20 protein-coding genes, 1 tRNA gene and 1 pseudogene are annotated in these 17866 nt (G+C 72.9%); 6 read left to right on the forward strand and 16 right to left on the reverse strand.

Annotated features, from left to right (window positions below; genetic code table 11):
- Positions 1-25: 25 nt before the first annotated feature.
- Positions 26-277 carry a WhiB family transcriptional regulator gene (locus ACQF4J_RS08985; RefSeq protein WP_351576578.1) on the reverse strand — a complete coding sequence of 84 codons (252 nt, stop codon included), beginning with the start codon at positions 275-277 and terminating at the stop codon, positions 26-28.
- Between the two features lie 110 nt (positions 278-387).
- Between ACQF4J_RS08985 and ACQF4J_RS08990 the strand changes: the two genes are divergently transcribed.
- Both ACQF4J_RS08990 and ACQF4J_RS08995 read left to right on the forward strand, forming a co-directional pair.
- Positions 388-651, forward strand: coding sequence for a hypothetical protein (locus ACQF4J_RS08990; RefSeq protein WP_427165431.1), 264 nt, complete (start codon positions 388-390; stop codon positions 649-651).
- Positions 648-1217, forward strand: coding sequence for a hypothetical protein (locus tag ACQF4J_RS08995; protein WP_427165432.1), 570 nt, complete (start codon positions 648-650; stop codon positions 1215-1217). The genes ACQF4J_RS08990 and ACQF4J_RS08995 overlap by 4 nt, the downstream gene beginning before the upstream one ends.
- Here the strand turns inward: ACQF4J_RS08995 and ACQF4J_RS09000 are convergent.
- Together ACQF4J_RS09000 and ACQF4J_RS09005 are read right to left on the reverse strand one after the other, a co-directional pair.
- A tRNA-Pro gene (locus ACQF4J_RS09000) sits at positions 1183-1256 on the reverse strand. The two genes, ACQF4J_RS08995 and ACQF4J_RS09000, sit on opposite strands and share 35 nt — an antisense overlap.
- A gap of 119 nt (positions 1257-1375) precedes the next feature.
- Positions 1376-2827: an MFS transporter gene (locus ACQF4J_RS09005; RefSeq protein ID WP_351803857.1), complete on the reverse strand. Its 1452-nt coding sequence runs from the start codon at positions 2825-2827 to the stop codon at positions 1376-1378.
- Between the two features lie 225 nt (positions 2828-3052).
- Between ACQF4J_RS09005 and ACQF4J_RS09010 the strand changes: the two genes are divergently transcribed.
- Entirely contained in the window at positions 3053-3637 is a 585-nt protein-coding gene (locus ACQF4J_RS09010) for a TetR/AcrR family transcriptional regulator (RefSeq protein WP_351576593.1), read from the forward strand.
- 144 nt (positions 3638-3781) lie between these two features.
- On the opposite strand, the pseudogene ACQF4J_RS09015 reads toward ACQF4J_RS09010, so the two are convergent.
- Positions 3782-3997, reverse strand: a pseudogene (locus ACQF4J_RS09015) (IS701 family transposase); the annotation flags it as partial.
- 69 nt (positions 3998-4066) lie between these two features.
- Here ACQF4J_RS09015 and ACQF4J_RS09020 point away from each other — a divergent pair.
- On the forward strand, positions 4067-4807 hold the full coding sequence (locus ACQF4J_RS09020) for an MBL fold metallo-hydrolase (RefSeq protein WP_351576600.1): 741 nt from the start codon (positions 4067-4069) through the stop codon (positions 4805-4807).
- Between the two features lie 25 nt (positions 4808-4832).
- Here ACQF4J_RS09020 and ACQF4J_RS09025 read toward each other — a convergent pair whose 3' ends face one another.
- From ACQF4J_RS09025 to ACQF4J_RS09070, 10 genes are all read right to left on the reverse strand, one after another.
- The gene (locus tag ACQF4J_RS09025; protein WP_351576603.1) at positions 4833-5615 is read right to left on the reverse strand and encodes an alpha/beta fold hydrolase; all 783 of its coding nucleotides are present in this window, start codon (positions 5613-5615) and stop codon (positions 4833-4835) included.
- 311 nt (positions 5616-5926) lie between these two features.
- Positions 5927-7252 carry an MFS transporter gene (locus ACQF4J_RS09030; RefSeq protein ID WP_427165433.1) on the reverse strand — a complete coding sequence of 442 codons (1326 nt, stop codon included), beginning with the start codon at positions 7250-7252 and terminating at the stop codon, positions 5927-5929.
- 111 nt (positions 7253-7363) lie between these two features.
- Positions 7364-8314 (reverse strand): catechol 2,3-dioxygenase, encoded by a 951-nt coding sequence (locus ACQF4J_RS09035; RefSeq protein ID WP_351576609.1) that lies wholly within the window; start codon positions 8312-8314, stop codon positions 7364-7366.
- Positions 8311-9420, reverse strand: coding sequence for a 4-oxalomesaconate tautomerase (locus ACQF4J_RS09040; RefSeq protein ID WP_427165434.1), 1110 nt, complete (start codon positions 9418-9420; stop codon positions 8311-8313). The genes ACQF4J_RS09035 and ACQF4J_RS09040 overlap by 4 nt, the downstream gene beginning before the upstream one ends.
- The gene (locus ACQF4J_RS09045) at positions 9417-10121 is read right to left on the reverse strand and encodes a 4-carboxy-4-hydroxy-2-oxoadipate aldolase/oxaloacetate decarboxylase (RefSeq protein ID WP_351576615.1); all 705 of its coding nucleotides are present in this window, start codon (positions 10119-10121) and stop codon (positions 9417-9419) included. Before ACQF4J_RS09045 ends, ACQF4J_RS09040 begins: the two co-directional genes overlap by 4 nt.
- Complete coding sequence (locus tag ACQF4J_RS09050) at positions 10118-10867, reverse strand: PIG-L deacetylase family protein (protein WP_351576618.1); 750 nt, start codon at positions 10865-10867, stop codon at positions 10118-10120. The genes ACQF4J_RS09045 and ACQF4J_RS09050 overlap by 4 nt, the downstream gene beginning before the upstream one ends.
- A gap of 61 nt (positions 10868-10928) precedes the next feature.
- Positions 10929-11579 (reverse strand): GntR family transcriptional regulator, encoded by a 651-nt coding sequence (locus ACQF4J_RS09055; protein WP_351576621.1) that lies wholly within the window; start codon positions 11577-11579, stop codon positions 10929-10931.
- 227 nt (positions 11580-11806) lie between these two features.
- A complete protein-coding gene (locus ACQF4J_RS09060; RefSeq protein ID WP_427165435.1) occupies positions 11807-12889 on the reverse strand; it encodes a maleylacetate reductase in 1083 nt (360 codons plus the stop codon).
- Positions 12886-13752 carry an intradiol ring-cleavage dioxygenase gene (locus tag ACQF4J_RS09065; RefSeq protein WP_351803843.1) on the reverse strand — a complete coding sequence of 289 codons (867 nt, stop codon included), beginning with the start codon at positions 13750-13752 and terminating at the stop codon, positions 12886-12888. Before ACQF4J_RS09065 ends, ACQF4J_RS09060 begins: the two co-directional genes overlap by 4 nt.
- A gap of 27 nt (positions 13753-13779) precedes the next feature.
- A complete protein-coding gene (locus ACQF4J_RS09070; RefSeq protein WP_351576634.1) occupies positions 13780-14373 on the reverse strand; it encodes a hypothetical protein in 594 nt (197 codons plus the stop codon).
- 271 nt (positions 14374-14644) lie between these two features.
- Here ACQF4J_RS09070 and ACQF4J_RS09075 point away from each other — a divergent pair, with 271 nt between their 5' ends.
- Positions 14645-14989: a cupin domain-containing protein gene (locus ACQF4J_RS09075; protein WP_351576637.1), complete on the forward strand. Its 345-nt coding sequence runs from the start codon at positions 14645-14647 to the stop codon at positions 14987-14989.
- Here the strand turns inward: ACQF4J_RS09075 and ACQF4J_RS09080 are convergent.
- Positions 14979-15983, reverse strand: a complete 1005-nt coding sequence (locus ACQF4J_RS09080; RefSeq protein ID WP_351576640.1) for a LacI family DNA-binding transcriptional regulator — start codon at positions 15981-15983, stop codon at positions 14979-14981. The two genes, ACQF4J_RS09075 and ACQF4J_RS09080, sit on opposite strands and share 11 nt — an antisense overlap.
- Before the next feature lie 122 nt (positions 15984-16105).
- Here ACQF4J_RS09080 and ACQF4J_RS09085 point away from each other — a divergent pair, with 122 nt between their 5' ends.
- Complete coding sequence (locus ACQF4J_RS09085) at positions 16106-17263, forward strand: Gfo/Idh/MocA family protein (protein WP_427165436.1); 1158 nt, start codon at positions 16106-16108, stop codon at positions 17261-17263.
- Here the strand turns inward: ACQF4J_RS09085 and ACQF4J_RS09090 are convergent.
- On the reverse strand, positions 17247-17855 hold the full coding sequence (locus tag ACQF4J_RS09090; RefSeq protein ID WP_351576645.1) for a poly-gamma-glutamate hydrolase family protein: 609 nt from the start codon (positions 17853-17855) through the stop codon (positions 17247-17249). The genes ACQF4J_RS09085 and ACQF4J_RS09090 overlap by 17 nt on opposite strands.
- Between the last annotated feature and the right edge of the window lie 11 nt (positions 17856-17866).

Here is a 17866-nt window from a genome sequence, read left to right on the forward strand (position 1 = left end):
AAGGGCCCCTCGCTCGCGTCTGCGCCTACCCGGCCCTCGACGGCTGCAGCGCCGCGCCTTGCCGCATCGCGCGGCGTTCGCCCTCCGTCGTCCCGCCCCAGACGCCTTCGACGTTCCCCGCCCGCACGGCCCAGTCGAGGCACTGCTCGACGACGGGACAACGGCCGCAGACGGCCTTGGCCCGGTCGATCTGCCGAAGCGTCGGACCGCTGAGGGATATGGGGAAGAACAGGTCGGGGTCTTCACGCAGACAAGCTGCCCGCTCGCGCCAGTGCATGGCTCGGTCACCTCGTTCGGTGGGGATCGGGAACGCGGGGTCTGCCTATAGGACAGGTCAACCGGCGCATCTGTGACATTCGGCCGGCGTGCGGAACGGAAGGTGCCGGGATGGATCAGGGCGATGCGGTGCCGCTCGCGGAACTGCCTGCGGAGCGCCGGTTCCTGCTGGACGTCGCCCACGGGATGCTGGGCAGCGCGGATACGGCGGAGAGCATCGTCGAGGAGACCCACCGGCGGTGCTACGGGCTGTCCGACGCGGCACGCCGACGCATCACCGTCCCCGGTCCCGGCCGGCGCAGGCCGTGCGCGGAATCTGCCGGGAGGCGGAGCGGGAAACGGACCGGCGCGGGGAAACGGACCGGCGCGTCGTGAACCCGCCGACGGGCTCCGCCCGGCGCGCCTCGGGGGCGGCCCCGGGGACGCCCCCCGGCACGGTCGCCGAACTCGGGCGCGCCGCCGGGCTCTCCTCCCAGGCCGGACGCCGGTCGCGACTGCGGCGCGACGCCGTCGCGCGGGGTGTGCTCCGGGCGTGTGTCGCCGGGGACGGTGAGCTGCTCGCGTCGTTGCTGCGCCCGGACGGCATGGCCGTCTTCGACGGCGGCGGCAAGGTGCGGGCGCCGACCGGGCCGGTCCACGGCGGTCGGGCCGTCGCCGAGAGCCTGCTGACCCTCCTGGGCGGACACCGGCGCCCCGCCCTGAGCGCTCATTCCGTCAACGGGCGTACCGGTCTCGTCGCCTGCTGCGGCCATCGGATCGCGGCCGTCATCAGCCTCGACGTCACCGGCGGCCGGGGCACCGGGCCCTGGATCGTGCTCAACCCCGACAAGCTGGTGGCCTGGAACCAGCGCGTCGGCACAGCGAAGGGCCTCCACAGACTTTCCGCTGTGAAGGCCCTTCGCACCGTCGGGACGACAGGATTTGAACCTGCGACCCCTTGACCCCCAGTCAAGTGCGCTACCAAGCTGCGCCACGTCCCGGTGCGCGCTTCGCGGTGGACCGCGTGATCGCGCAGGTCAACCTTACCGTACGGGTACCGGTGCGTGCGTCGGCCCGGCGGTGGGGCCGGTCCGGTGGTCGCCGGGCCGGCCCGGTCGCGTCAGCCGCGGGTGGCCGACGCGACGGCCTGCGGTTCCGCGGGCGCCGGGTCGTCGCCCGCTCGCGCCGGACCCGTCAGGCGTCCGGAGCGCGCCGTCGGGACCAGCAGCGCCGCCAGCGCGGCGGCCAGGCACAGCACCGCCAGCAGGGCGAAGCCGTGGGTGTAGCCGGACTCGTACGGCAGACCCGAGGGCTGGAGCCGGCCGGTGACCAGGACGCCGGTGAGGGCGGCGCCGATGGAACCGCCGATGGTGCGGATGTTGGCGTTCATGCCGGTCGCCGCGCCGGTCTGGTCGGCCGGGACGCTGCCGACGATGAGGTTGGCCATGGAGGCGAAGGCCAGGCCGATGCCGAGGCCGAACACACCGGAGACGACGGCGACCTGCCACTGGGCGGCGTGCCAGAGGGCGAGGAAGCCCAGGGCGAGGGCGCCGAGCGCGGCACCCGTCGTCAGGAGCGGCTTCGCGCCGATCACGGGCTCCAGGCGACCGCTGAGGATGCCCGAGGCGAACATCGCGACCAGCATCGGGAGCATGAGCAGCCCGGAGGTCGTCACGCTCGCGCCGAAGCCGTATCCGGCGGAGCCCGGCGTCTGGACGAAGCCCGGCAGGAAGGACCACAGCGCGTACATGCCGGCGCCGAACAGCAGGGCCGCGGTGTTGGTGGTCCACACCGCCGGCAGTCGCATCACGCGCAGGTCGATCAGCGGGGTGCGCGAGCGGGCCTCGGCCAGCAGCCACACCGCGAACAGGACGGCCGCGGCCACGAACAGGCCGATCACCTTCCCCGAGCCCCAGCCCCACTTGCCGGCCTGGCTCAGCGGCAGCAGCAGCGCCACCAGCCAGGCCGACAGCAGGCCGGCGCTCAGCCAACTGACGCCGCCCTCGGCCCTGTTGGCCGACTCGGGGACATAGCGCACGGCGATCAGCACGATGGCCGCGACGACGCCGACGGGGATCCAGAACAGCCAGCGGTAGTCGAGCGCGGAGACGATGGGGCCGGCCGCGACGATGCCGACACCGCCGCCCGCCGCGATCACCGCGGAGAGGTTGGAGATGCTGCCGGGGACCCTGGACGGGGCGAACTCGTCGCGGATGATGCCGAAGGAGAGCGGGAACAGGGCGCCGCCGACGCCCTGCACGACCCGCGCGACGATCAGGACGCCGATGTTCGGGGCGAGCGCGGCCAGCAGACAGCCGAGCAGCACGACGAACAGGACGGCGACCAGGGTGCGCTTCTTGCCGATCAGGTCGCCGACGCGGCCGAGTATCGGCGTGAAGACGGAGGCGGACAGGAGATAGGCCGTCATCACCCAGGTCGCGGTGGACTGGGAGGTGTGCAGCGCGTGCTGGACCGTCGGCAGGGCAGGCGCGATCAGCGACTGCAGCATCGCGAACACACCGGCGCCGGTCGCGAGGACCGAGAAGGTGAGACGGGTGGACTTGCGGGGCATGAGGGGCCTCTCCGAACGGGGTGCGGCCTCGGGCCGCGGTCGTACGGGCTGGTGCGCCACTCGGGCGGCACCGGCACGCCGACGGCCGCGGTGAGCGGTCGCGGAAAGGTGGTCGAGGAACCTCGCACTGCTAAAGTGGAGGTACGCCTCCACTCTAGCGGAGGCACCCCTCCGCTTCAAGTAGCGGAGGTATCCCTCCGTATTGATCGTGCTCGGGAGGCATCCGTGACGTTCCCCGTAGGCGAGATCGTGACGTCCCGGCGGCCGCACCGGAAGGACGCCGCCCGCAACTACGACGCCCTGCTGGCCGCGGCCCGTGAGGCCTTCGCCGCGCACGGCGCGGAGGCGTCCCTGGAGGACATCGCCCGCCGTGCGGGCGTCGGCATCGGCACGCTGTACCGGAACTTCCCGACCCGGCGCGATCTCTTCGAGAGCGTCTACGCGGACGAGGTCAACGAGCTGTGCCGGGTCGCCCAGGAGGTCGCCGAGTTGGAACCCTGGGAGGCACTGACGGCGTGGCTGCGCCGCTTCACCGGTTACATGGTGACCAAGCGAGCCGTGCGCGAGGCCCTGAACGACGAGTCGGAGATCTTCCAGGCCTGCCGGACCTCGATGTACGCGGCGGGCGGACCGCTGTTCGAGCGGGCGCAGGAGGCCGGTGAGGCCCGTAAGGACATGGACTTCACCGACCTGCTGCGGATGGTCGCCGGGATCACGGCGACGGCCTTCGACGACGACGCCCAGCGGGACCGCGTGCTCGCCATCGCCCTCGACGGGGTGCGTGCCGGCGCGGGGGGCGGCGGCGCCTAGGGCCTGGTGCGGGGCGCCGTGGGCCGGTGCGGATGGATCGTGGCTGGTCGCGCAGTTCCCCGCGCCCCTGAAGGGGCGCCTGGGGCCCAGCCGTTCGGCGACATGGGCCCGGACATCGTCCCGGACCGCGTCGGAGTCCCATCAGGCGCCGTTGAGCAGGTGCTGCGGACCCGCCGGGTCGCGGTGGCCGACCCACTCGGCCACCTGCCGGCCGTTCTCGCGTTCCACCGGCGCCGGCAGGCCGCGGACGCGGTCCCGCATCCGCCGGCGCGGATCCACCCGGGTGAAGCGGCCCGCCACCCGAGCGAACACCGACTCCAACTCACCCTGCCACTGGTCGACTTCGACCGTCGCCTCCATACCCCGACGGAATCCGACTGGAGTACCAAGTCAGGAGCGCTCGCCGGTTCGCGGCGTAGGGTCCGTCCCATGCGACTCACCGTTCTCGGCGGCAGCGGCGCCTGGCCCACGGCAAGGCAGGCGTGCAGCGGATACCTCGTCGAACACGCGGGCTTCCGGCTGCTGATCGACCCCGGATACGCCACGCTGCCACGCCTGTTGACGCGTCTCGACGTGGGCGCGGTCGACGCGGTGCTCGTCAGCCACGGGCACCCCGATCACTGCGCCGACCTCAACCCCCTGCTGCGGGCGCGGGCGTTGCGGGACGACCCGGCACCCCCGCTCCCCGTGTACGCACCGCACGGAGCACTGGACGCCGTCCTCGCCCTCGACCGCCCGGGCATGCTGGGCGGGGCCCTGCGCCTCCACGAGTTCAGCCCGGGCGACCGTTTCGGCGTCGGACCGTTCACGGCGGAGACCGCGCTGCTGCCGCACTTCGTGCCCAACGCCGGCATCCGGCTCACCACGCCCGACGGCGTGCTGGTCTACACCGGCGACACCGGTCCCAGCCCCGACGTCCCACGTCTGGCCCGGGACGCGGACCTGCTGGTGTCGGAGGCGACCTATACGCGCCGGGTGCCGGACGAGGACGCCCGCTGTCTGCTCACCGCGGAGCTGGCCGGGCGGTACGCCCAACAGGCGGGCGCGTCAGGGCTGTTGCTGACCCATCTGTGGCCCGGGACCGATCGGGCGACGGCGATCGAGGCGGCCGCGGAGGGCTTCTCGGGGCCCGTCGGCGTCGCGGTGCCGGACCTGGTCGTCGAGCTCTGAGCGGTCGCCCGAGCGGTCGTCCGGGTCAGACCGCGGCGACGGCTTCCGCGATCACGTCGGCGACCCGTGCGGGCTGCTGGACCAGCAGGAGGTGACCGGCGTCGGGCACCGTGACCATGCGGACGTGCGGGCAGGCTTCCAGGCCCTTGCGTTCGGTGTCCGTCAGGCCGATCTCGTCGTGGTCGCCCCTCACGACCCAGGACGGGACGGCGGCCCCGCACAGCCGGTCGACCAGTGAGGGATGGCGGCCCAGGTACTCGTAGTAGCCGTGGACGATCCTGCGGCAGGCCGCGGGATCGTTGCCACGCATCACCGCCGCCAGCACGTCCGCGCGGGCCTTGGGCAGTTCTCGTTTCATGGCGGTCGGCACGACTTTGAGCATCCCCGACCAGGCCACCGCGCCGAGGCCGGGCACCCGCCCGAGCGCGTCCAGCACCGCCAGGAACGAGGCCTCGTCCTTGCGCGAGAAAGTGGGCGACAGCAGGACCAGCGGGCCCTTGAACAGCCCGGCCGCCGCCATCTCCAGGGCCACGTTCGCCCCGAGGCTGTGGCCCACGACCACATCGCATCCGGTGTCGGCCGCGAAGCGCGCCATCAGCTCCGCGTAGTGCTCCATGGACACGTCCTCGGGCGCCTCGGTCCCGGCCATCCCCGGCTGCGTCACCGCCACCAGGCCCACGTCGGCGAGTACGGGCTCGGCCATGACATCGGCGTAGAACTCGGTCGAGCACATCCCACCCGGAATCATCATCACCCGGTGCGAGGCCCCCTCGGGACCCGCACGCCGGACATCCCAACGGTCGCTCATACAACGAGCGTGACCCCGAGCGGGGCACCTCGCATCCGCTGCGGCGGGCGGGGGTTCGTTCCGGTGATCAACGCGGCCCGCACCGTGCGATCGGCCGCAGGGACCGCCGGCGCTCTCCCGGCGCGCTCCGGTCGCCCGGTCACGGCCCGCGCCCCGTCGGACGCCGGGCCGCCGGGCTCGGCTCCCGCCCGTGAGGCGCCGGACGCGCGTCACGCGCCCCACTCGAACGCCGACGCCGGCCCCCGTCGTCGTAGGGGCCGGCGTCCGTCCTCGTTCACGCGCCCTCGGGCGAGCGGGCAGGCTGCCGTGGCTCAGTGTGCGGCGACCAGCTTCTGTTCCGAGTCGATCGGCGCGCCCGTGCGCGGGGTGCGCAGGGCGGCGATGCCGATGAAGACCATGGAGGAGACGCCGGCGAGGGCGAAGGCGGTGAAGCCCCACTCGCCGTTGCCGGCCGCGAGGAGCTGGCCGCCGAGCCACGGCCCGAAGACGGCGCCGAAGCGGCCCATGCCGGAGGTCCAGCCGACGGCGGTGGCACGGCTGTCCGGGGCGGAGCGGATGGAGACGGTCGCGTAGATCATCGTCTGGGCGCTGTTGAGGAAGACGCCGGTGAGGAAGACGACCAGCGTGGTGACGCCCATCGACATATGGACGCTGAGCAGGTAGACGCCGGCTGCCGTGAGCGCGAACCAGATCGCCGAGATGCGCGGGGCGCCGAACCGGTCGGCCGCGCGGCCGGCGACCAGCATGCCGACGATGCCGCCGAGGTTGAAGACGACGACGAAGGTCAGCGCGTTGGTGAGCTCGTAGCCCTCGGTGCGCATCAGGGTGGGCAGCCAGGTGGCGACGCCGTAGACGAGGAGCAGTCCGCCGAAGGAGGCCAGCCAGTACAGCAGGGTCTGGATCCACTCGCCGCCGCTGAAGAGGCCCTGCAGCGCGTCCCAGCGGTCGGCGGCCGTCTTCCGGCCGGACGTGGCGGGCAGCTCGACGTCGTAGCGGGCGGCGAGCCCGGCGGCCTCCTCGTCGCGGCCCTTGGCCACCAGGAAGCTCAGCGACTCGGGCAGCGTCTTGACCAGCACCGGGGCGAAGAGCAGCGGGGCCACGCAGACCCAGAAGGCCGCCCGCCAGCCGACGGGCTCCACCAGCCACTTGGCCACGTAGGCCGACAGGATGCCGCCCGCGTGGTGGGCCGTCATCAGCAGGCCGATGACGATCGCGCCGCGGCCGCGGGGGGCGTAGTCGGAGACCATGCTGATCGCGGTCGGCAGCAGTCCGCCGAGGCCGACGCCGGCCAGGGTCCGGCCGAGGCCGAACACCTGGACGCTGCCGGAGATCGCGCAGATCCCGGAGGCCAGCGAGAACAGCGTCACGCAGCCGATCATCAGCTTCTTGCGGCCGATCCGGTCCGCGACCGTGCCCGCGGTCAGCGCGCCGACCAGCATGCCGAAGGTGGCGTAGGAGCCGAGGTCGCCGGCCTGGTCAGGGGTGAGGCCGAAGGTCTTCGTCTCCAGCAGGTGCGGCAGCACGGAGCCGTAGATGAACATGTCGAGGCCGTCGAAGAGCACGGCCAGCCAGCACAGCCCGACGACCAGGAGGGCCAGTCTGCTGCCGCGAGCGGTTGGGGAGGGGGAGGAAGACATCGTTGGTTGCCTCTCGTACGTGGTGCGCCAGACGCTAAGGAGCCACCCCCAGAGAGTCAACATTTTTGTCAACAATCTCATCGACAATCTGGGGGTGGCTCGCGGCCTCGCTCAGGCGACCGGCGGCGTCCCGTGCGTGTGGAACGACTCGATGGTCTTCAGGCCCCAGGCCTGCCCCTTCTTCCGCTCCTCCTCGGTCCAGGTGATCAGCGGCCAGTCCGGCGCCAGGACCAGCCGGGTGAGCGGGTTGCACAGCTCGATGCGGTTGCCGCCCGGCTCGTAGACGTAGAGGAAGAACGTCTGCTGGATGGCGTGCTTGTGCGGGCCCGTCTCGATGAACACGTCGCTGTCGATGGCGAGATCGGCGGCGCGCAGGACGTCCTCGCGGGTGTCGGTCGCGAAGGCGATGTGGTGCAGCCGCCCGGCCGAACCGGTCCAGTCCTCGGTGTAGACAACGTCGTAGGACTTGTTCGTGAACGTCAGCCAACGCGCCGCGACGCGGCCCGAGTCGAGCCGGATCTGCTCCGTGGGCCGGGCGCCGAGCACGTGTTGCTGGAACTCGGCGTTGGCGAGCACGTCGGCGGCGAGGAAGTTGACGTGGTCCAGGCGACGGACGCCGACTCCCTTGTTGGGCTTGGCCTGCGGCTGGTTCTTCAGCGCCGGCCGCAGTTCCTCGGGGGCCCGGTAGTGCTCGCTCTCCCAGTACAGGGCGTGCTCGTGGCCGTCCGGGTCGGTGGTCGAGTACAGCTTGCCCAGGCCGGGTTCGTCCTCGACCCATGTGCCGGAGCCGCCCGCCTCCTCGATCGCCCCGACACGGCGGTGCAGGGCCTCCTCGCTGGAGGTGCGCAGGGCGAGCCGGCCGAGGCCGGGCCGCTCGCGGGCGGTGAGGACCAGGCTGTGGTGCTCGTAGTCGTCGAAAGTCCGCAGGTAGACCGTGTCGCCGTCCTGGCCGTTGACGGTCAGGCCGAGGTAGTCGGTGAAGAAGGCGACGCTGGCGTCCAGGTCGGGGGTGAACAGCTGGGCGTGGCCGATGTGGGCGATGTCGCCGAGCGGCGGAGTCATCGTTGACCTCCATGGGGGTGCGGGGGGATCGGCGCCGTCCCGGCGGCCCGGGGGAACACGCTGCCGTCGAAGATCTTGCGGGCCGTGCGGACCACGGCGGTGCGGCGGGCGCGGGGCAGGCCGCCGGGGCCCGCCGCGAGGCTGCTCTCGATGTCCATGAAGCCCGTGGGGTGTTCGATGCGGACGCGGTCGCCGCCCGCGTCGAGATCCGCGAGTTCCGCGCCCACGCCGCCCTCGATCCGCAGGCCGGCGGCGACGCCGGCGGCGCCCAGTACGCCGATCGAGGTGTGGCAGCGGACCGGGATGAAGGTACGGGTGGTCACCGCTCCGCCGTTGCGGGGCGGCGCCAGCAGCGTCAGCTTGGGCACGGTGGTGTCGGAGACGTCACCGAGCCCCATCAGCCGGCCCGCTTCGAGGCGGATCGCGCGGAGCCGGTCGGCGAGCGCGAGGTTCTCCTCCAGGTCCTTGGGCGCCTCGTAGCCGGTGACGCCGAGCGCGGAGGCCTCGACGAGCACCGTCGGCATGCCGTTGTCCACGCAGGTGACGGGCACGCCGTCGATCACGTCACGGACGTTGCCGGTGGGCAGCAACTTCCCCGCGCCGGGCGGGAATTCGATGACCACGGGCGCGGCCGTCCCGGGCACACCCGAGATCTCGGCGTCCCCGGTGTACTCGACGCGGCCGTCCGGGGTCGGGAAGGTGGCCGTCGCGCGGTCACCGGAGTTGACCATGCGGATGCGGACGGACGTCTCCTTCTCCCCCGCCGGGACCAGTCCGCGCTCCACGGCGAACGGGCCGATGCCGGCGAGGATGTTGCCGCAGTTCTGACGGTCGCTCACCTCGGGCCGGTCGACGAGCACTTGGAGGAAGAGGTAGTCGACGTCGGCGTCCGGGTCGGCCGAGGGCGAGACCACGGCCGCCTTGCTGGTGAGCGGGTGGGCGCCGCCCAGGCCGTCGATCTGCCGTTCGTCCGGGCTGCCCATGACGCGCAGCAGGAGCTCGTCGCGGGCGGCCGGGTCGGCGGGCAGGTCCTCGGCCAGGAAGTAGGCGCCCTTGGAGGTGCCTCCGCGCATCAGCATGCAGCGCACCTCCGCGGGCCCGGTCACGAGCCGTCTCCCGTGTACTCCTCGTACGTCCGGTACTCGACGCCCAGCCGCTTGAGGGTGTCCCGCAACCCGTAGCGGTCCAGGCCGAGTTGGCCGTCGAGGAAGGCGGCACGGGTGGCGGCCTCCTTGGCCTCGCGGGCCTCGGACCGCTCGGCCGTCTCGCGGGCCCGCTCGCGCGGTACGACCACGACGCCGTCGTCGTCGGCGAGGATCACGTCGCCGGGGCGGATCACCTGGCCGTCGATGGCGATCGGCACGTTGACCGAGCCGCCGGTGGCCTTCACGGTGCCCTGCGCCGAGACGGCCCGGGACCAGGCGGCGAAGCCCATGTCCCGCAGTTCCTGGGTGTCGCGGATGCCGGTGCTCAGGACGACACCGCGCACACCGCGCTGCTTGAGCGCCGTCGCGAACAGCTCGCCGAACAGTCCGTCCGTGCACGGGGAGGTGGTGGTGACGACGAGGATGTCGCCCTCGCCGCACTGCTCCACGGCCGCGTGGATCATGAGGTTGTCGCCGGGCCAGGCGAGCACGGTGACGGCCGTGCCCGCGACCCGCACGCCCTGCTGGACGGGGCGGATCTCCGGGCCGAGCAGGCCGGTGCGCCCCATCGCCTCGCCGACCGTGGCCACGCCGTAGCCGGCCAGCGCCTCGACGTCCGCGGCCTCCGCCTTCGGCGGGTCGGTGACGATGACGCCGCTCACGCCAGCTCCTTCGCGATCTGCGGGTAGGGGCGCATGTACGCCTCGGCCATGGTCTTGTGGGCCAGGCCCAGGTTGGGGCCGGCGTTGCGCTTGAGCTGGACGCCGCGGCGGACGGCGAGGTCGGTGTAGTAGTCCCACAGGTGCTGCTGGGCGCCGAGGCACTCCATGGCCCTGCGCTTGGTGTCCCAGACCTCGGTGATGTCGAGGAGGACCTCGGGCCGGAAGCCGCTCATCTCGGGCTGGTGCGGTTCGAAGTAGAACACCGGCGGGGCGCCGATGATCTCGCCCTCGCCCGGGTAGCCGATGGCCTGCGCGAGGACGCGGGCCTCCAGTGCCATGCGGTTGGCGGCCGGGTGGTCGCCGTTGTACGGGTCCTCGGTGGGGTGGGTGAGCACGACGTCGGGCTGGGTGGCGCGGTAGAGGGCGACGAGCCGGTCGGTCAGCTCGGCGGTGGCGACGAGCGGGTAGTCGCCCGCGTCGAAGAAGCGGACCTCGGCGCCGAGGGTGGCGGCGGCCTTCTCCGCCTCCTCCCGGCGTATCGCCTTGATCTCCTCCAGCTTCCTGCCCTCGCGCCATGCCTTGGCGGACTCGCCGCGCTCGCCGAAGGTGAGGCAGGCGATGGTGACCTTCTCCCCGCGGGAGGCGGCCAGGGCTATGGCGCCGCCCGCGCGCCACACGAAGTCCCCGGCGTGCGCGGTGACCACGAGGGTGGAGCGTGGGGTGGCGGGCGCGTTGGCCTGAGTCATTGCTGCTATCTCCTTGATGGACAGGTGGGCGCCCGCCTCCCCCGCGTCCGGCGCGCGTGCGTCAGTCGCGCAGCGCCTCGATCACGCTGGTGAGGTGGGCGCGGACGGCCGCCTCGGCCGCCTGCGGGTCCCTGGCCCTGATCGCCTCGATCATCGCCAGGTGCTCGCTCAGGGAGTGTTGCGGGCGTCCCGGCCTGAGCGCCAACTGGAAGCGGTGGCGCACCAGTTGGGCGTTGAGCCGCTCCAGCAGGTCCACTGCGGTGCGCTGGCCGGAGAACTCGCGCACCTTGGCGTGCAGTTCCTGGTTGAGCTCGGAGTACGTCACCGGCTCACCGTCGGCCACGGCCTTGGTCATCGCCGTGCCCAGCTCCGTCAGCTCGGCGAGCTGCTCGTCACTGGCCAGGGCGGCGGCCTTCGCCGCGCACAGCCCCTCGAGGACCATGCGGCACTCGGTGATGGCGACCGCCTCCTCGACGGTCACCACCCGCACCCGCGAGCCGCGGTTGCGGATCCGCTCGACGAGACCCTGGGCCTCCAGATCGATGAGCGCCGCCCGGATGCTCGCCCGTGTCACACCGAACTGCTCGGCGAGTTCGTTCTCCACCAGCCGCTGCGCCGGTGCCATCTCGCCGTGCAGGATCGCCTGCCGCAGCTGCGCGAGCGCGTGCTGCTTGGCCTGCTCCCCGGTGCTCGGACGGGCTTCTTTCGGCATCGTTGCCCTCCCTGAGTGAGTGCCTGTCGAACCTAAATCTAGCCAAACAAGATTGTCAACAATTTTGTCTGCCGTATTGCGGGCGTAGTGATGGGCGGTTTCGACATCGACGGGCGCTGGGGGTGTTCAGCCGGCCCGGACGCCGTTCCGGCCGCCCTACCGGCAGCCGTCGCACCGCTCCCGCGGACGGCGGTCGTCTCGCCCGTCCGAGAAGGGGTCCCGTCGGCTCAGGTCTCGGGGAACTCCGGCTCCGCCCCCTCGTACGCCGCCCGCAGCACGGCGAGTGCGTCTTGCGTCGTGATCGTGCGGGGGTTGGCGTAGGCCTGGCCCGCGGTCTGCGCTGCGGCCACCGCCAAGTCGGCCTCGTCCAGGCCGAGTTCGGCGAGGGTGCGCGGGGCGCCGAGGCCTTCGGCCAGGGATCGCAGGGCGCGGGGGGCGTCGTGGGCGTCCAGGGCGCGGGCCACGGCGGCGGCCGCGTCCGGGACGGCGGGGGTGTTGTAGGCGAGGGCGTAGGGCAGGACGACGGTGTGGGTCTCGGCGTGCGGCAGGCCGAAGGTGCCGCCGAGGACGTGGCAGAGCTTGTGGTGCAGGCCCATGGTGGTGGCGCCGAGGCAGGAGCCGCACAGCCAGGCGCCGTACAGGGCGCGGCCGCGGGCCTCCAGGGAGTCCGGGGCGTCGGCCACCGCGGGCAGGGCGGCCGCCATGGCCCGTACGCCCTCCTCGGCCATCAGCGAGGTCAGCGGTGAGCCGTCGGGGGCGTACAGGGCCTCGACGGCGTGGGCGATGGCGTTGACGCCGCTGGTGACGGAGAGCGGCACCGGCAGGGAGAGCGTGAGCTCGGGGTCGTAGACGACACTGCGCGGCAGGACCACGAGATCGCGGCCGGTGCGCTTGACGCCGTGTTCGGTCAGGCCCCAGACCGGGGTCATCTCCGAGCCGGAGTAGGTGGAGGGCACGGCGATCAGCGGCAGGCCGGTGCGCAGGGCCACGGCCTTGCCGAGGCCGATCGAGGAGCCGCCGCCGACCGCGACCAGGCCGTCCGCGCCGGCCGCGCGTGCCACCTCCACGGCCCGGTCGGCGACCTCGACGGGTACGTGCATGCGGGCGCCGTCGTGCAGACCCACGCAGGCGGGGCCGAGCGAGTCGGCGACCGCCCGGGCGGTGGCCGTGCCGCGGCTGCCGCACACGACGAGCAGGCGGCGCAGGCCGAGTCCGGCGGCCTCCCCGGCGGTCGCGTTCGTGGCGGCGCCGGGCCGGAAGACGACCCGGACCCGCCGGGACTCGTGGGTGAAGTCGAGGACGTCCTTCACGAGCGTTCCAGCACGAGGTCGAAGCGGGCGTGCCGGAAGGGGTTCGGCAGGCCGAACTCCCTTGCCAGGGCAGGGTCGTCGGTGACTTCGAAGTCCTGCACCAGGCTCGGCTTGACGGCGAACACGGCGTCCGAGTCGAGGTAGTCGCTGCCGGCGACGAAGATGTGCGTGGTGACCGGCGCGTGCCCGTCCGCCGAGGCGATGAAGTGGATGTGGGCCGGGCGGTAGGGGTGGCGGCCGGTCGCCCGGAGCAGGTCCCCCACGGGGCCGTCGGTCGGGATCGGGTACGGGCTGGGCACACAGGTGCGGAACCAGAAGCGGCCGTCGGCGTCGGCCGTGAACAGTCCGCGGCCGTTGCCCGGCGGCTGCAGGTCGGGGCGCTGGACGTCGTAGAAGCCGTTGCCGTCGGCCTGCCACACGTCGATCGCCGCGCCCGGCAGCGGAGTTCCGTCGCCGGACAGGACGCGGCCGCTGACCGCGCAGGGTTCGCCGCCGCCCACCAGGTCGATGTTCGCGCCGAGTTGACGCGCCGGGGACTCGGTCATGTGGAACGGGCCGAGGACCGTGGACTCGGTGACGCCGGGCGCTCGGTCGCCGTTGATCGTCTCGACCAGCATCGACAGGCCGAGCACGTCGGACAGGAGGATGAACTCCTGCCGGGTGTCCGTGCACGTCTGCCCGGTCGCGGTCAGGAACGAGATCGCCCGTTCCCACTCGGCCTGGGTCAGCCGGGTCTCACGCGCGAAGGCGTGCAGATGCCTGATCAGGCCGGTGAGCAGCTCGCGCAGGCGCGGGTCGGCGGTGCCGGCCAGGCTGTTCACCGCCTCGTCCGTGACGGTCGTACTCGTGACGTCGGTGGTCATCTGTCGCTTCCTTCCCCGGTGCGCCGGTCAGCCGAACCAGACGACGAGCCGTACCTGCTCGTCGCCGTGCCGGCTCGCGAGCTCCCGCATCACGCTCCACACCTCTGCCCAGCATCCCTCGTCCGGCGGGGCGAGCATCCGCGCGGTGAGCGTCACGGGCCGGTACACAGCCCCGTCCACGCGCACCTGGCCTCCGGGTGGCCACTCGGGCGGCGCGAGCAGCAGGTCCCCGCCGAAGGTGCGCGCGGCGGCCTCGCGCACGCCGGGCGTCACCCGTACGACCTCCTCGCCCTCCGGCGCCGCCCTGACCGCGCGGTTCCAGGCGGCGCCGGCGGCGAGGGGCGCGTCCCAGTCGACCGCGGCGACCTCGGTCCAGGTGGCGTAGGTGTGGTTGTGCTGATAGTCGCCGACGGCGGCCTCCCGCACGGGATCGCTGACGTCATGGGGCAGGCCCCGGTCGGCGAAGAGCGGGCGGTTGACGTCTCCCGTCCCGCGCACGCCGAACAGGCACTCCCAGGCGTCGTAGTCCCGCGGCGGCCGGAAGTCCAGCAGATCCGCCTCGATGTTCCAGCGCCCGTCGGCCGAGCGGCTTTCGACGGCGCCGTCGATGTCCGTTCCCACGGGACAGGACCCTACGACAGTCCGGGCACCCGCACGCGGTGATCGAGTGGGCCGGTGCCCGGTATTCGCACGGTCGGGAGCACGACGACGCCGGGCAGCGCGCCGCCCCGCCGACGGGCGCCCGGACGGACCGGGCGCCGGGGCGGACGGTGGTGAACGAGGGCGGCCGCGGTCGCCGCGCGTGCAGTCGCGACGAAGTGTCCTTCCACCTGGGCCGATACCCCACACTGTGTCCAGGCCCGGGGGCCGCCGCCCTGGCTAGTCTCGCCCCATGACCCACAGCTTCGCAGTGCACGTCCCGGACGCCGAGCTCGAACCCGAGCCTCTCGCCCCGGAACAGATCGTCTCCGGTACGCCCGAGGTGACCGGGAAGGTCCTCTGGGAGTCGGCGGACGGCAGGCAGATCCGCGGGATCTGGCAGATCACGCCGGGCGTCGTGACCGACACCGAGGCGGACGAGCTGTTCGTCGTGGTCAGCGGGTCGGCCACCGTCGAGGTCGAGGACGGGCCGACGCTGGAGGTCGGGCCCGGCGACATGGCGGTGCTGCGCGCGGGCGACCGTACGACGTGGACGGTGCACGAGACGCTGCGCAAGGCGTACGCCATCACGCTGTGAGCGGGGCGGACGTCGTGCCGCGGATCTCCAACGCCGGTGCGGCCAGGTGGAGTTGCCCCGCTCCCCCGGGCCGCTCGAAGCGGTCGAGGAGGCAGCGGGCGGCGCGCCGGCCGACCTCGTGGCCGGCGCCGTCAACCGTGGTCAGCCAAACGTGGCGCAGCCGGGAGATACTCGTGTTGTCGTAGCCCACGACCGACACGTCGTGCGGGACGCGCAGGCCGAGTTCCTCCGCCGCCGAGAGCGCGCCGACCGAGGCGATGTCGTTCACGGCGAACACGGCGGTGGGCCGGTCCGGGCGACTGAGCAGCCGGACGGTGGTGCGGTAGCCGCCCTCCTCCGTCATGTCGCTGGGCTCCACCGCCGCCCGGTCCGCGAGGCCGTGCTCGCGCATGGCCGCCTCGAAGCTGCGCCTGCGCAGCTCGCCGACGGCGCCGTAGCCCGCGATGTGCGCGATACGGCGGTGGCCGAGGCCGATGAGGTGTTCGGTGACCAGCCGCGCGCCGAGCTCGTCGTCGCCCGCGACGACGTCCACGCCCGCCGGTGCCGCCTCGCGGGCGCCGGCCACGACGACCGGGATGCGTTCGGCGACCGCGCCGAGCGCGGCGAGGTCGGGCAGTGTGCCGACGACCACCAGCCCGTCGACCCCGAGGTCCAGGAAGGGACCCGTGAGGTCCTGGCCGGTGCGGCGGTTGAGGCGGGCGTCGGCCAGCAGCATGTGCAGACCGGCCGCGTGCAGCAGCGAGTTGAGGCCGTCGAGGAGTTCGACGAACCAGGGGTTGCGCAGGTCGTGCAGGAGTACGCCGACCGTGCGGGTGCGCTGCTCGCTGAGGCTGCGCGCGGCGGCGTTCGGCCGGTAGCCGAGCTCCCGCACCGCCCGCAGCACGGCCTCCCGCTTCTCGGGCCGCACCTGCTCGGAGCCGCGCAGCACGAGCGAGACCAGCGACTTGGAGACACCGGCCTGCTCGGCCACGTCGCGGATCGTCGGCGGTTTCATGTTCTGGACCGTTCCATGAGCCGCTCCGGCTTGTCAAAGGGACGGGTGAGGGTTGACACCGGCCAAAGTGTCCCTTCAGTGTGGCCTGGACAGATTATGGACCGGTCCAAAGAGGGGCTGTCATGGTGGATTCGCTGGGTGTCGCCGTCGTCGGGTTCGGCTGGATGGGCCGGGTGCACACCCAGGCGTACGCCCGCGTCGCGCACCACTACCCGAGCCTGGGCCTGCGCCCGCGGCTGGTCACGGTCGCCGAGGACGTTCCGGGCCGGGCCGAGGAGGCCGCCGCGCAGTTCGGCTTCGACTCCGCCACTCGCGACTGGCGCGAGGTCGCCCGGGACCCGCGGGTGCGGGCCGTTTCCATCACCGCCCCGAACTTCCTGCACCGGGAGATCGGCGTCGCCATGGCCGAGGCCGGCAAGCACATCTGGATCGAGAAGCCGGTCGGCCTGAGCGCGGCGGACGCCCGGGCCGTGGCCGACGCGGTGGCGCGGGCGGGCGTGCAGGGGGCGGTCGGCTTCAACTACCGCAACGCCCCCGCCGTGGAGGCCGCCCGCGAGCTGATCGCCTCGGGCGAGCTCGGCACGGTCACACACGTCCGCATCCGCCTCTTCAGCGACTACGCCGCCCACCCCGAGGGCGCCCTGACCTGGCGGTACGAGAAGGAGCGGGGCGGCAGCGGGGTCCTGGGCGACCTGGCCTCGCACGGCGCCGACCTGGCCCGCTTCCTGCTCGGCGACATCGAGTCGCTGACCGCGGACACGGCCGTGTTCATCCCCGAGCGGGCCCGGCCCACCGGTGCCACCGCCGGCCACACCCGCGCCACCGGCGGCGAGCCGGGCCCGGTCGAGAACGAGGACTACGTCAACTGTCTGCTGCGCCTCGCCTCCGGCGCCCGCGGAGTGCTGGAGGCCTGCCGGGTCTCGGTCGGCGAGCAGAACAACTACGGCTTCGAGGTGCACGGCACCAGGGGCGCGGTCTTCTGGGACTTCCGGCGCATGAACGAGCTGGGCGTCAGCCGCGGCACGACCTTCCAGGACCAGCCCGTCAGCACCGTCTACGTCGGCCCGGGCGCGGGCGAGTACGGCGCCTTCCAGCCGGGCGCGGCCAACGGCATGGGCTACGACGACCTGAAGGTGATCGAGGCCCACCGCTTCCTGCGCTCGATCGCGGAGGGCAAGCCGTACGGAGCGACCCTCGCGGACGCCGTGCACAGCGCCGCCGCCCTGGAGGCGATGACCGAATCCGCGGAGAGCGGCACCTGGGTCAGCGTCCGGGCGTAGAGGACAGGAACTCCACGCCCTTGGCCAGGGCGTCGACGACGGATCGAGGCGGGGTGTCCGGGACCCCCGGCGCCCATGGCCGCCCGCCGGTCCTGGCCGTGAGGGGGAGTTCGACCTGGACGCCGCCGCCGCGGGTCATGTTCACCGGGTTCCTCGGGTGCAGGCCGCGCAGGGCCACGGGGATCTCGTCGAGGTCGGTGACCGGGTCGAACTCCGGCCGCAGGCCTTCGAGTCCGTCGGCGACCAGGAGCGCCGCCGGCCGGTTGCCGCCGCCGAGGAAGACCGAGCGGGGTGTCGCGGTCCTGTTGTGGCCGTGCAGGGAGACCGTGAGCTCCACCCGGAACAGGAACTCCCGCAGCAGCGCGCAGTGTTCGACCGCCATCCGCGGCGAGCGCACGTGCACCGGCTCGGGCACGCCCGGCTGTGTGAAGACCAGGCTGGTGGCGCCGCACAACTCGGCCACGGAGCGGGCCAGTTCGGCCGTACCGCCTTCGTTGCTGCCGTGCAGTGCCAGCAGTCCGATCCCGTCGCCCGGGGTGAGGGCGGCGAGCATGCGGACGCCCTCGATCTCGACCTCTTCCGTCCTCGTCAATCCCTGTCCTC

The sequence above is a fragment of the Streptomyces sp. C1-1 genome (assembly GCF_050214755.1).
Lineage (GTDB): Bacteria > Actinomycetota > Actinomycetes > Streptomycetales > Streptomycetaceae > Streptomyces.

Coding starts and splice junctions, on each gene's coding strand:
- ACQF4J_RS08990 (WP_427165431.1), top strand. CDS start 388: ATGGATCAGGGCGATGCGGTGCCGCTCGCGGAACTGCCTGCGGAGCGC.
- ACQF4J_RS09030 (WP_427165433.1), bottom strand. CDS start 7,252: ATGTCTTCCTCCCCCTCCCCAACCGCTCGCGGCAGCAGACTGGCCCTC.
- ACQF4J_RS09075 (WP_351576637.1), top strand. CDS start 14,645: ATGACCCACAGCTTCGCAGTGCACGTCCCGGACGCCGAGCTCGAACCC.
- ACQF4J_RS09080 (WP_351576640.1), bottom strand. CDS start 15,983: ATGAAACCGCCGACGATCCGCGACGTGGCCGAGCAGGCCGGTGTCTCC.
- ACQF4J_RS09050 (WP_351576618.1), bottom strand. CDS start 10,867: ATGACTCAGGCCAACGCGCCCGCCACCCCACGCTCCACCCTCGTGGTC.
- ACQF4J_RS09025 (WP_351576603.1), bottom strand. CDS start 5,615: ATGAGCGACCGTTGGGATGTCCGGCGTGCGGGTCCCGAGGGGGCCTCG.
- ACQF4J_RS09005 (WP_351803857.1), bottom strand. CDS start 2,827: ATGCCCCGCAAGTCCACCCGTCTCACCTTCTCGGTCCTCGCGACCGGC.
- ACQF4J_RS09085 (WP_427165436.1), top strand. CDS start 16,106: ATGGTGGATTCGCTGGGTGTCGCCGTCGTCGGGTTCGGCTGGATGGGC.
- ACQF4J_RS08985 (WP_351576578.1), bottom strand. CDS start 277: ATGCACTGGCGCGAGCGGGCAGCTTGTCTGCGTGAAGACCCCGACCTG.
- ACQF4J_RS09065 (WP_351803843.1), bottom strand. CDS start 13,752: ATGACCACCGACGTCACGAGTACGACCGTCACGGACGAGGCGGTGAAC.
- ACQF4J_RS09020 (WP_351576600.1), top strand. CDS start 4,067: ATGCGACTCACCGTTCTCGGCGGCAGCGGCGCCTGGCCCACGGCAAGG.
- ACQF4J_RS09035 (WP_351576609.1), bottom strand. CDS start 8,314: ATGACTCCGCCGCTCGGCGACATCGCCCACATCGGCCACGCCCAGCTG.
- ACQF4J_RS09055 (WP_351576621.1), bottom strand. CDS start 11,579: ATGCCGAAAGAAGCCCGTCCGAGCACCGGGGAGCAGGCCAAGCAGCAC.